We start from the raw sequence: 11,562 nt of genomic DNA on the forward strand, positions 1-11,562 counted from the left end.
ACCCGACAAAAACACTAATGGCACAGTGCCGCGTCATAGGCAAAAACATTAATCGAGCAGGTCCAGTTGCAGATGCTCGGCCACCGCCTCCGCCGTCAGCGACTTGAGTTTCGGCACCCGACCCAGGCACGGCGCGGGTATCCGCTCAGCCAGGGTGGCGAGGTTCTCCTCCAGCCGCGAGGTCTTCGGCTCGATGATGTTGGCGACCCATCCCGCCAATTGCAGGCCATCGTTGGCAATCGCTTCCGCCGTCAGCAGCGCATGGTTGATGCACCCCAGACGCACGCCCACCACCAGAATCACCGGCAGACCCAGTGCCATCGCCAAATCCGAAAGATTATCCTGATCCGCCAACGGCACGCGCCAGCCGCCAGCCCCCTCGATCAGGGTGAAATCCGCTTTCATATCCAGAATCTCGCGCATCGGCGTCAACAAGGATTGCACCGTCAGCGCAATACCCGCCTCCCGAGCGGCCAGATGCGGCGCAATCGCCGGTTCGAACGCCACTGGATTGACCTGTGCATACGTCAGCGGCAGCGAACACTCCGCCAACAACGCCAGTGCATCGGCGTTGCGCAGGCCTTTGGGCGTGACCTCGCAACCGGAGGCCACCGGTTTACCCGCCGCCGTGCTCAGGCCCGCCGACCGTGCGGCATGCAGCAAACCGGCGGCGACGGTGGTCTTGCCGACGTCAGTGTCGGTGCCGGTGATGAAATAGGCTGCGCTCATAAGGGTTTCTCCAACACGGCATAAACCACTTGATAAGTCGCCGGCAGTCCTTGTGCCTGACGAAACTGCTCATACGCCTCGATCAAGCCGAGGATCCTTGCCCGGCCAGTCAAACCACCCGGCCGACCGGGGTTCAAGTTATGCGCACCCAACGCCTTGAGTTCATGGGTCAGGCTGCGCACGTCCGGGTAATGCAACACATGGGGACGGTTCTCCAGGCTGACGACCTGCAAGCCACTGGCCGCGCACAGCTGTTGATAAGCCGCGAACTCGCGGAAGCGATTGACGTGCACCATGCCATCCACTTCACGCCAGCTATCGCGCAATTCGTACAGCGTGCCGACACACAGACTAGCAAACGCGAAAATTCCGCCGGGTTTCAATGCCCGATTCGCCTCGCTGAGCACCGAGGCAAAGTCCGAACACCACTGCACCGCCAGGCTGGAGAAGATCAGGTCACAGGTCGAATCCTGCAACGGCAAGCGTTCGGCATCGCCAGCAATGAAGTACGTGGCGCCGCCCAAGGGCCGGGCGTGATTGAGCATGCCCTCGGCGATGTCCAGTGCCACGCCGTGACTCACCGCAAAACGCTCGCCCAGCGCACGGCTGAAATGCCCGGTGCCACAGCCCAGGTCCAGCCATCGCCCCGGCACAAAACCATCGGGCAACCGGCGCAACAACTCGCGACCAACATCCCGTTGCAATTCAGCCACGCTGTCGTAGCTCGCCGCCGCACGGGAAAAAGAGGCGGCTACCTGGCGCTTGTCGGGCAAGCCACCGGGCAGTTTGGGAAGGGATAAATCAGTCATCACCGGACTCATGCAAAAAAGCCTGAATCGCCCCCGCCACACCGTGGGGGTCTTCCAGAAGGAACCCGTGGCTGGCCTGTTCGATCAGGCCGATTTCGACATCCGGCAGCAACGCCAACAAGTCCCCCGCCGCTTCGGCCGGGACCAGTCCGTCGAGGCCGGCGAACAGATGCAGTTGTGGGCCACGAAACGCCTGTAGCGCTTGCCGGGTATCCAGTTGCGCGAGCACTTCCAGGCCCGCCATCAAGACCGGCGTCGAGGTGTGCGGCGCGCCGCCGAGCATCAACCGCGACAGGCCTCGCGGGTCTTCGGCTCCCTGGGCGCAAAGCAGCGAAAAGCGTTTCAGGGTCATGCGCGGATCGGCGCTGCAACCTGCGAGGAAAGCATCGAAGGTCTCGCCGGGCATCGCGCTCGGCCATTGCTCATGGGCGACAAACGAAGGGTTGCTCGCCAGGGTCAGCAAACCGCAGCAGCGATCACCGCGCCGCGCCGCCAATTCCGAGGCGAGCATGCCACCCAGCGACCAGCCACCGAGCCAGGCATCCTGGGGCACGGTCGAATCCAGCTCATCGAGCCATTCTTCCAGGTCGCCCGATTCCAGTTCCGGCAACGGCTCGATTTCGACCCGCAGGTGCTCGTCCAGTCCTCGCAACGCCGCCGCCAACGGTTCCAGCGGCGAAATCCCGAGGCCCCAGCCGGGCAGCAGAATCAGACGATCACGCATGGCTTGGCTCCGGTCCCAGTTGTGCAAAACAGTCGGCCAGTCCATTTAACAATAGCTGCACCTGCGCCTCGCTGTGGGCAGCGGTCAGTGTCACCCGCAGGCGTGCGCTGCCGGCCGGCACGGTGGGCGGGCGGATCGCGGTCACCATCAGGCCGCGCTCGCGCAGCATTTGCGACAGCCGAACTGCGCGGCCGGCATCGCCAATCATGATCGGTTGGATCGGAGTGAAGCTGTCCATGAGTTGCAGGCCGATCTGCTCGGCGCCTCGACGAAATTGACGGATCAGCACGTTGAGGTGCTCGCGCCGCCAATGCTCGCTGCGCAACAATTCGAGACTTTTCAACGTGGCGCAGGCCAGGGCCGGCGGTTGGCTGGTGGTGTAGATGTAGGGACGGGCGAACTGGATCAGGCTCTCGATCAACTCTTCGCTGCCCGCTACAAACGCACCGGCGGTGCCGAACGCCTTGCCGAGGGTGCCGACCAATACCGGCACGTCCTCCTGGCTCAAGCCGAAGTGCTCGACAATCCCGCCACCGTTGGCACCCAGCGGACCAAAACCGTGGGCGTCGTCGACCATCAGCCACGCGCCTTTGGCCTTGGCTTCCCGGGCCAGCGCCGGCAGGTCGGCGATATCGCCGTCCATGCTGAACACGCCGTCGGTGACCACCAGCGTATTGCCGGTGGCTTTCTCCAGACGCTTGGCCAGACTCTCGGCGTCGTTATGCAGATAGCGATTGAAACGCGCCCCGGACAACAGACCCGCATCGAGCAACGACGCGTGATTGAGCCGGTCTTCCAGCACCGTATCGCCCTGCCCGACCAGCGCGGTGACGGCGCCAAGATTGGCCATGTAACCGGTGGTGAACAGCAGCGCACGGGGGCGACCAGTGAGATCGGCCAGCGCTTCTTCCAACTTGTGATGGGGTGTGCTGTGACCGATAACCAAATGCGAAGCCCCGCCGCCAACGCCCCAACGGGACGCACCGGCGCGCCAGGCTTCGATCACTTGCGGGTGATTGGCCAGGCCCAGGTAATCGTTGTTACAAAACGCCAGCAATGGCTGGCCATCGACCACCACTTCCGGGCCTTGAGGGCTTTCGAGCAGCGGGCGTTGGCGGTAGAGATTTTCGGCACGGCGGGCAGCAAGGCGTGCGGCGAGATCGAAAGACATGCAGGCCTCGAAGATCAATATGGGTATGCACCCAGTCCCAATGTGGGAGCGGGCTTGCTCGCGAAGGCGTCAGCACAGTCGACATCCATGTTGAATGTCATACCGCTTTCGCGAGCAAGCCCGCTCCCACATTGGATTTGTGTCGGGTCAAACAGCAGCGTTATAGAACTGCTCGCTGCTCTTCTGCTCAACCAACGCCTGTTCGATAGCGGCCTGATGCACTTCATCGGCATGCTCTTCCCGCGCTTCCGGCAGGATCCCCAGACGCCCGAACAGTTGCATATCCTTGTCAGCCTGCGGGTTAGCAGTGGTCAACAGCTTGTCGCCGTAGAAAATCGAGTTGGCACCGGCGAAGAACGCCAGGGCCTGCATCTGCTCGTTCATCGCTTCGCGGCCGGCGGACAGGCGCACGTGGGATTGCGGCATCAGGATGCGGGCGACGGCGAGCATGCGGATAAAGTCGAACGGGTCGATGTCGTCGGCGTTTTCCAGCGGCGTACCGGCGACTTTCACCAGCATGTTGATCGGCACCGACTCCGGATGCTCCGGCAGGTTGGCCAACTGGATCAGCAGGTTGGCGCGGTCGTCGAGGGACTCGCCCATGCCGAGGATGCCGCCGGAACAGATCTTCATCCCCGATTCCCGCACGTAGGCCAGGGTTTGCAGGCGCTCGCCGTAGGTGCGGGTGGTGATGATGCTGCCGTAGAACTCCGGCGAGGTGTCGAGGTTGTGGTTGTAGTAGTCGAGGCCGGCGTCGGCCAGCGCAACGGTCTGGTCCTGGTCGAGACGACCGAGGGTCATGCAGGTTTCCAGGCCCAGGGCTTTCACGCCTTTGACCATTTCCAGCACGTAGGGCATGTCTTTGGCTGACGGATGTTTCCACGCCGCGCCCATGCAGAAACGGGTCGAACCGATGGCCTTGGCGCGAGCGGCCTCTTCGAGGACCTTCTGCACTTCCATCAGTTTTTCTTTTTCCAGGCCGGTGTTGTAGTGACCGGACTGCGGACAATATTTGCAATCTTCCGGGCAGGCGCCGGTTTTGATCGACAGCAGCGTCGAGACCTGGACCCGGTTGGCGTCGAAATGCGCACGGTGCACGGTCTGCGCCTGGAACAACAGGTCGTTGAATGGCTGAACGAAGAGTGCTTTGACTTCAGCCAAAGACCAGTCATGACGCAGGGTTGCAGAGGTGCTGGCGCTCATGGGCGTTTCCTTGATTTATGCTTGGCAAGCGACCGGGGAATGGAATACCCACAGGCGCGACACGGATGTTCGGCATATTTAAGGAAGAGCGATGCGCTGTCAACCACGATACGAGAGACCGGTTTACATCTGGTTAAATAATGAACAAATCTGTTTGCTCTGCTCAGAGCCCGCCGACCACGCCACACCCATCTGCATGGCGTGCGAAACCGAGCTGCCCTGGCTCGGCGATCACTGCCAGACCTGCGCCCTGCCCCTGCCCGCATCGGGACTGACGTGCGGCCAATGCCTGCAACAACCGCCGGCCTTCGAGCGAGTGGCGGCGCCTTGGACCTACAGCTTTCCGCTGGACACGTTGATCACTCGCTTCAAGCACAATGCGAAGTGGCCATTTGGCCGCCTGCTCGGCGAACTTCTCGCGCAATTCCTGCAACATCGCTTCGATGAAGATCTGGAGCGACCCGACGCATTGATCCCGGTGCCACTGGCAACCAAACGCCTGCGCCAACGGGGTTTCAATCAGGCAGCGATGCTGGCGCGCTGGCTCAGCGAAAGCCTGGACATTCCTTGCGACGAAACGCTGCTGCTGAGGATTCAGGACACCAGCGCCCAACAGGAGTTGAAGGCCGAAGCGCGCAAACGAAATCTGCGTAATGCCTTCGCCCTCGCGCCCGGCGCGTCCGTCGCAGGCCGGCATCTGGCGCTGATCGATGACGTACTGACCACCGGCGCCACCGCGCAAGCCCTGGCGCGGTTGTTGATGGACGCCGGTGCGGCACGAGTTGATGTCTATTGCCTGGCCCGCACCCCCAAACCCGGCGACATGGCTTAACTGAAAAACACAAAAACCCTGTGGGAGCGGGCTTGCTCGCGAAAGCGTCGGCACATCCAACAATGATGGTGACTGAAACTCCGCCTTCGCGAGCAAGCCCGCTCCCACAGGGAATGAGTTCAACTGGATGGTTTGCGACCGACTTGACTCCCGCAGCCCAAGCCGCCAACGTCCCCCCATTGCCACAACCCAAAGCCCCCTGCCATGTCCCTGCCAACATTGTTGTCCCAGCACATTGTCCGTCGCCCGCAGCGCATCGCCCTGCTGCAACACATCGCCGAACAAGGCTCGATCACCCGCGCAGCGAAAGCGGCGGGCCTGAGTTACAAAGCGGCGTGGGACGCCATCGACGAGTTGAACAACCTGGCGCAAAAACCATTGGTGGAACGCAGTGTCGGCGGCAAGGGCGGTGGTGGCGCCAAGTTGTCCGAAGAGGGTCAACGGGTCCTGCGCCTGTATCAAAAGCTGCAAGTGTTGCAGGCCCAGGTGCTGGAAGCCGCCGAAGACGCCAGTGACCTCAATCTGCTCGGCCGGCTGATGCTGCGCACCAGTGCGCGCAATCAATTGCACGGCAAAGTCGTGGCGATCGAATCCCAGGGCCGCAACGACTGCATTCGCCTTGAATTGGCCGAAGGTTTGAACATCGACGCACAGATCACCCACGACAGCACCCTGCGCCTGGAACTGGAAACCGGCACCGAAGTCGTCGCGTTGATCAAGGCCGGATGGCTCGAATTGCTGGCCATCGAGCAGACTGCAACACCTGGCAACAATTGCCTGAAAGGCATTATCGAGCAGATTCTCGATGCCAAGGACGGCCCCAGCGAAGTGCGCATCGGCCTGCCCAACGGCCAGACACTCTGCGCCCTAGCGGAGCCGCTGCATTTAAGGACCTCGGGCCTGGGCATCGACCGACCGGTGCTGGTGCAGTTCGCGCCGTCCAACGTCCTGCTGGGTACGCCGCTCTGAAACAAAACCTTCATTAACGCTCCTTAAGGTGACTGCAAAAACCCGCAGGGAGCCTGATGTGAGCCTATTAGAAGAAAACCAACCCACCGACCTGGAAAAAATGGTCGGCCTCAGCCGTCGTGGTTTCATCAGCGCTGGCGCCCTTTGCGGTGCGGCGATGTTCCTCGGTGGCAACCTGCTGAGCCGCAGCGTGCTGGCCGCCAGTGTCAGCGCCGGCTCGAGCAAACTGCTGGGTTTTGACAGCATTGCCGCCGCCACCACCGACGCCATCACCCTGCCGCCGGGTTACAAGTCTTCGGTGTTGATCAGTTGGGGCCAGCCCTTGCAGAAAAACGGCCCGGCCTTCGACCCCAGCGGCAACGGCAGCGCCGAGCATCAGGAACTCCAGTTCGGCGACAACAACGACGGCATGAGCCTGTTCGAGTTTCCCGGTGAAAAAGACCGGGCGCTGATGGCGATCAACAACGAATACACCAACTACCGTTACCTCTACCCCCACGGCGGCATGCCGCAATCGGCGGAAGAGGTGCGCAAGGCCCTGGCCTGCGAAGGTGTGTCGGTGATCGAAGTGGAGCGCAAGAATGGCCAATGGCAATTCGTCCAGGGCTCGCGTTACAACCGACGCATCCACGGTAACTCGCCGTTGCGCTTGAGCGGCCCGGCGGCCGGTCACGCGCTGCTCCAAACCAGCGCCGACCCGCACGGCAAGAAAGTCCTCGGCACCTTCCAGAATTGCGCCAACGGCAAGACGCCGTGGGGCACTTATCTGACGTGCGAAGAGAACTTCACCGATTGCTTCGGCAGCAGCAACGCCGAGCAAAAATTCGATGCCGCACAGAAACGCTACGGCGCCGTGGCCGCCAGTAAAGAAATCAACTGGCATCAACACGACCCGCGATTCGATCTGGCGAAGAATCCCAACGAACTCAATCGTCACGGTTGGGTGGTGGAAATCGACCCGTTCGACCCGCAATCGACCCCGGTCAAACGCACGGCTTTGGGTCGCTTCAAACATGAAAACGCCGCCCTGGCCGAAACCCATGACGGCCACGCCGTGGTCTACATGGGCGACGATGAGCGCGGCGAGTTCATCTACAAATTCGTCAGCCGCGACAAGATCAACCACAAAAACCCGAAAGCCAATCGCGACCTGCTGGACCACGGCACCTTGTACGTGGCGCGCTTCGACGCCGGTGACGGCAACGCCGATCACCCGAAAGGCCAGGGCCAGTGGATTGAACTGACCCACGGCAAAAATGGCATCGACGCCAGCAGCGGTTTTGCCGACCAGGCCGAAGTGCTGATTCATGCGCGCCTGGCCGCCAGCGTGGTCAACGCCACGCGCATGGACCGCCCGGAATGGATCGTCGTCAGTCCCAAGGACGGCCAGGTTTATTGCACCCTGACCAACAACGCCAAACGCGGCGAAGACGGGCAACCGGTGGGCGGGCCGAACCCGCGGGAGAAAAACGTTTACGGACAGATCCTGCGCTGGCGCACCGACCGCGACGATCACGGCTCGAAAACTTTTGCCTGGGATTTGTTTGTGGTCGCTGGTAATCCGGGCGTGCATGCCGGCACGCCGAAGGGCGGCTCGTCGAACATCACCCCGCAGAACATGTTCAACAGCCCGGACGGGTTGGGCTTCGACAAGGCTGGGCGCTTGTGGATCCTCACCGATGGCGATTCGAGCAATGCCGGTGATTTTGCGGGCATGGGCAATAACCAGATGCTCTGCGCTGATCCGGTGACCGGGGAAATCCGCCGGTTCATGGTCGGGCCGATTGGCTGTGAGGTAACGGGGATCAGCTTCTCGCCGGATCAGAAGACGTTGTTTGTCGGGATTCAGCATCCGGGGGAGAACGGTGGTTCGACATTCCCTGAGCATTTGCCCAATGGCAAGCCGCGGTCTTCGGTGATGGCAATTTCTCGGGAAGATGGCGGGGTCGTCGGCGCCTGATAGGCCCCCTTCGCGAGCAAGCCCGCTCCCACAGTGGATCTTCAGTGTGAATGCAATCTGCGACACACCTGAGATCCAATGTGGGAGCGGGCTTGCTCGCGAAGGCGCCCGCCCGGACCACACTCATCTCAACCCCAACCACTATAGAAGCCCCGTCTGCGCTACCATGCTTGGCCGGACGCGGCAGCCTGCTGCGCGCAGGAGTCAGCATGGCCCACCCGTTTGCAACCCTCACCCCAGACCTCGTGCTCGATGCTGTCGAAAGCATCGGCTTTCTCAGCGATGCGCGCATCCTGGCGCTCAACAGCTACGAAAACCGCGTCTATCAAGTCGGCATCGAAGACTCCGAGCCGCTGATCGCCAAGTTCTACCGCCCGCAGCGCTGGACCAACGAAGCGATCCTCGAAGAACACCAGTTCACCTTCGAACTCGCCGAATGCGATGTGCCGGTGGTCGCGCCGATGATTCACAACGGCGCCAGCCTGCATGAACACGCCGGGTTCCGCTTCACCCTGTTCCCTCGCCGTGGCGGTCGCGCGCCGGAGCCGGGCAATCTGGATCAACTGTATCGCCTGGGCCAATTGCTCGGGCGCCTGCACGCCGTCGGCGCGACCAAGCCATTCGAGCACCGTGAAGCACTGGGCGTGAAGAACTTCGGCCACGATTCGCTGAACACGTTGCTCGAAGGCAATTTCGTCCCCAAGAGCCTGCTGCCGGCCTACGAGTCCGTCGCCCGCGACCTGCTCAAGCGTGTGGAAGAGGTCTACAAGGCCACGCCGCACCAGAACATCCGCATGCACGGCGATTGCCACCCCGGCAACATGATGTGCCGCGACGAAATGTTCCACATCGTTGACCTCGACGACTGCCGCATGGGCCCGGCGGTGCAAGACATCTGGATGATGCTCGCCGGAGACCGTCAGGAATGTCTCGGGCAGTTGTCGGAATTGATGGACGGCTACAACGAGTTTCACGACTTCGACCCACGGGAATTGGCGCTGATCGAACCTTTGCGGGCATTGCGCCTGATGCACTACAGCGCGTGGCTGGCCCGGCGCTGGGATGACCCGGCGTTCCCCCACAGTTTCCCGTGGTTCGGCAGCGAGCGGTATTGGGGCGATCAGGTGTTGGCGTTGCGTGAGCAACTGTCGGCACTCAACGAAGAACCCCTGAAACTCTTCTGACAAACACGAATCCCCTGTGGGAGCGGGCTTGCTCGCGAAAGCGGTTGTTCATTCAACATCGAAGTCGACTGATCCGACGACTTCGCGAGCAAGCCCGCTCCCACATTATTGGTCCGCGACCATTCTGATAAATCTCCTTACAATCCCCCTCTTCGTTAGCTGCCTAAGCAAGGATTCTGCATGCAAGCCGCCAACCCGCGTCGCGGGTACATCCTGGGCCTGAGTGCCTACATCATCTGGGGCCTGTTCCCGATCTACTTCAAGGCCATCGCATCGGTGCCGGCCGTAGAAATCATCATCCACCGGGTACTCTGGTCCGCGCTGTTCGGCGGTTTGCTGCTGATGGTCTGGAAGCATCCGGGCTGGTGGCAAGAGTTGCGGGACAACCCGAAACGCCTGGCGATCCTGGCCCTGAGCGGCACGCTGATCGCGGCCAACTGGCTGACTTACGTGTGGTCGGTGAACAACGGGCGCATGCTCGAAGCCAGCCTCGGTTACTACATCAACCCGCTGGTGAACGTGCTGCTGGGAATGTTGATCCTCGGCGAACGGCTGCGGCGCATGCAGTGGCTGGCGGTGGGCCTGGCAGCGGTGGGTGTGGCGCAACAGGTGTGGCAGGTCGGCAGTTTGCCGTGGGTGTCGCTGGTGCTGGCATTGACCTTCGGCTTCTACGGTTTGATCCGCAAGCAAGCGCCGGTCAAGGCCTTGCCGGGGCTGGTGGTGGAAACCTGGATGCTGGTGCCGATTGCCGTGGCCTGGTTGCTGTTCAATCCGTCGGCGGGTAGCGCACAACCGGAATTCTGGACCACCTCCCAAGCCTGGTGGCTGGTGGCGGCCGGCCCGGTGACCTTGATTCCGCTGGTGTGTTTCAACGCCGCCGCACGGCATTTGCCCTACACCACCCTCGGATTTCTCCAATATCTGGCGCCGACGCTGGTGTTGTTGCAAGCAGTCCTGCTGTATGACGAACATCTATCGCCCAGCACCTTGGTGGCGTTTATCTTTATCTGGGCCGGTTTGGCGGTTTACAGCGTCGATGCGGTGATCAGCATGCGTCGGCGCAGCTGATCAGAAAACGTACAATCCTCCACAGGCCACGTCATTCGTGGCCTGCATCAATCCTTCCCAAGGTTATCCACAGCGTGATCCCCGGCGTTTGTGCGCAACTTGTTGAAACTGCTGGTTTTTTGATCAGATCCTGAAGAGCCCCGGCCAGCGTGGCCTGGCGGGGTGTCTCTACAGGTTATCCACAGGCAGGTGCACGTATAACTTGGATAACCCTGTCTCAGGGTTCGCTGCGCAACACCAGTTCAACCATCAAGTCATCGGCCAGGGTTTCCAGGCGCGATTGCAGCACGTCCAGGGACAGGGTCAGCGGCACGGCGAGAATGGCTTCGGCGTGGAACAGTGGCTCACTGCTCATCGGCGCCGGGCGCACTTCGGTGACCAATCGTTCCAGGTTCACCCCCTGTTCACTCAACAAACGCGTGATGTCGCGCACAATTCCCGGCCGGTCATTGCCCACCAGTTCCATGGCGATCGGCTTCCAGGTGCAGGATTGTTCGATGCCGCTTTCAGCGATCAATACGCGAATGCCATGGGCGGACAACGCCTGTAGGGCATCGACCAATTCGTCGTAGGCTTCCGCCGGCACACCCACCCGAAGAATCCCGGCGAATTGCCCGGCCATCCGCGACATGCGGCTTTCCAGCCAGTTGCCGCCGTGCTCGGCGATGCATTGGGCAATGCGCTCGACCTGCCCTGCCTTGTCCGGTGCGAAAACGGTGAGTACGAGGTGGTCCATGGCGCAGTCCTCTTTTGTTATAGAAAAAGAAGTATAGGCAAGGGCAGGTTCTGCGCTGAATCGTCTGACGCCTTCGCGGGCAAGCCTCGCTCCTACAAGGATCGCGCAAAACCTGTAGGAGCGAGGCTGTTGTGGCTCAATGTTTTTGGACCATGATGTAGGAGCATCTACCTAAGG

The 11,562-nt window shown here is 61.5% G+C and carries 11 protein-coding genes; 5 read left to right on the forward strand and 6 right to left on the reverse strand.

Annotated elements, in window-relative coordinates; all coding sequences use genetic code 11:
- Positions 1-48: 48 nt before the first annotated feature.
- The 5 genes from bioD to bioB all read right to left on the reverse strand — a co-directional run bounded on the left by bioD (position 49) and on the right by bioB (position 4,636).
- Positions 49-729 carry a dethiobiotin synthase gene (bioD, locus tag BK665_RS32610; protein WP_123410570.1) on the reverse strand — a complete coding sequence of 227 codons (681 nt, stop codon included), beginning with the start codon at positions 727-729 and terminating at the stop codon, positions 49-51.
- Positions 726-1,538: a malonyl-ACP O-methyltransferase BioC gene (gene bioC / locus BK665_RS32615; protein WP_123410571.1), complete on the reverse strand. Its 813-nt coding sequence runs from the start codon at positions 1,536-1,538 to the stop codon at positions 726-728. The genes bioD and bioC overlap by 4 nt, the downstream gene beginning before the upstream one ends.
- Positions 1,531-2,262 (reverse strand): alpha/beta fold hydrolase, encoded by a 732-nt coding sequence (locus BK665_RS32620; RefSeq protein ID WP_123410572.1) that lies wholly within the window; start codon positions 2,260-2,262, stop codon positions 1,531-1,533. The genes bioC and BK665_RS32620 overlap by 8 nt, the downstream gene beginning before the upstream one ends.
- A complete protein-coding gene (gene bioF, locus BK665_RS32625) occupies positions 2,255-3,433 on the reverse strand; it encodes an 8-amino-7-oxononanoate synthase (RefSeq protein ID WP_123410573.1) in 1,179 nt (392 codons plus the stop codon). The genes BK665_RS32620 and bioF overlap by 8 nt, the downstream gene beginning before the upstream one ends.
- Before the next feature lie 147 nt (positions 3,434-3,580).
- The gene (bioB, locus tag BK665_RS32630) at positions 3,581-4,636 is read right to left on the reverse strand and encodes a biotin synthase BioB (RefSeq protein ID WP_123410574.1); all 1,056 of its coding nucleotides are present in this window, start codon (positions 4,634-4,636) and stop codon (positions 3,581-3,583) included.
- A 91-nt stretch (positions 4,637-4,727) separates the two neighbouring features.
- Here bioB and BK665_RS32635 point away from each other — a divergent pair, with 91 nt between their 5' ends.
- The 5 genes from BK665_RS32635 (at position 4,728) to rarD (ending at position 10,649) form a co-directional block, all read left to right on the forward strand.
- Positions 4,728-5,468 carry a ComF family protein gene (locus BK665_RS32635; RefSeq protein ID WP_123410575.1) on the forward strand — a complete coding sequence of 247 codons (741 nt, stop codon included), beginning with the start codon at positions 4,728-4,730 and terminating at the stop codon, positions 5,466-5,468.
- A 204-nt stretch (positions 5,469-5,672) separates the two neighbouring features.
- On the forward strand, positions 5,673-6,437 hold the full coding sequence (locus BK665_RS32645; RefSeq protein WP_123410576.1) for a TOBE domain-containing protein: 765 nt from the start codon (positions 5,673-5,675) through the stop codon (positions 6,435-6,437).
- A 58-nt stretch (positions 6,438-6,495) separates the two neighbouring features.
- Positions 6,496-8,397 (forward strand): PhoX family protein, encoded by a 1,902-nt coding sequence (locus tag BK665_RS32650; RefSeq protein WP_123410577.1) that lies wholly within the window; start codon positions 6,496-6,498, stop codon positions 8,395-8,397.
- Between the two features lie 209 nt (positions 8,398-8,606).
- Positions 8,607-9,581 carry an SrkA family protein kinase gene (locus BK665_RS32655; RefSeq protein WP_054616850.1) on the forward strand — a complete coding sequence of 325 codons (975 nt, stop codon included), beginning with the start codon at positions 8,607-8,609 and terminating at the stop codon, positions 9,579-9,581.
- Between the two features lie 180 nt (positions 9,582-9,761).
- Positions 9,762-10,649, forward strand: coding sequence for an EamA family transporter RarD (gene rarD, locus BK665_RS32665; protein ID WP_123410578.1), 888 nt, complete (start codon positions 9,762-9,764; stop codon positions 10,647-10,649).
- Between the two features lie 217 nt (positions 10,650-10,866).
- Here the strand turns inward: rarD and BK665_RS32670 are convergent, their stop codons facing one another.
- Positions 10,867-11,385 (reverse strand): glycine cleavage system transcriptional repressor, encoded by a 519-nt coding sequence (locus tag BK665_RS32670; RefSeq protein ID WP_123410579.1) that lies wholly within the window; start codon positions 11,383-11,385, stop codon positions 10,867-10,869.
- Positions 11,386-11,562: the final 177 nt, after the last annotated feature.

The organism is Pseudomonas frederiksbergensis (assembly GCF_003732665.1).
Classification (GTDB): Bacteria; Pseudomonadota; Gammaproteobacteria; order Pseudomonadales; family Pseudomonadaceae; genus Aquipseudomonas; species Aquipseudomonas frederiksbergensis_G.

Excerpts from the sequence above, each read along its gene's own strand:
- bioD (WP_123410570.1), bottom strand. The coding sequence starts at position 729 with ATGAGCGCAGCCTATTTCATCACCGGCACCGACACTGACGTCGGCAAG.
- bioC (WP_123410571.1), bottom strand. The coding sequence starts at position 1,538 with ATGACTGATTTATCCCTTCCCAAACTGCCCGGTGGCTTGCCCGACAAG.
- BK665_RS32620 (WP_123410572.1), bottom strand. The coding sequence starts at position 2,262 with ATGCGTGATCGTCTGATTCTGCTGCCCGGCTGGGGCCTCGGGATTTCG.
- bioF (WP_123410573.1), bottom strand. The coding sequence starts at position 3,433 with ATGTCTTTCGATCTCGCCGCACGCCTTGCTGCCCGCCGTGCCGAAAAT.
- bioB (WP_123410574.1), bottom strand. The coding sequence starts at position 4,636 with ATGAGCGCCAGCACCTCTGCAACCCTGCGTCATGACTGGTCTTTGGCT.
- BK665_RS32635 (WP_123410575.1), top strand. The coding sequence starts at position 4,728 with ATGCGCTGTCAACCACGATACGAGAGACCGGTTTACATCTGGTTAAAT.
- BK665_RS32645 (WP_123410576.1), top strand. The coding sequence starts at position 5,673 with ATGTCCCTGCCAACATTGTTGTCCCAGCACATTGTCCGTCGCCCGCAG.
- BK665_RS32655 (WP_054616850.1), top strand. The coding sequence starts at position 8,607 with ATGGCCCACCCGTTTGCAACCCTCACCCCAGACCTCGTGCTCGATGCT.
- rarD (WP_123410578.1), top strand. The coding sequence starts at position 9,762 with ATGCAAGCCGCCAACCCGCGTCGCGGGTACATCCTGGGCCTGAGTGCC.
- BK665_RS32670 (WP_123410579.1), bottom strand. The coding sequence starts at position 11,385 with ATGGACCACCTCGTACTCACCGTTTTCGCACCGGACAAGGCAGGGCAG.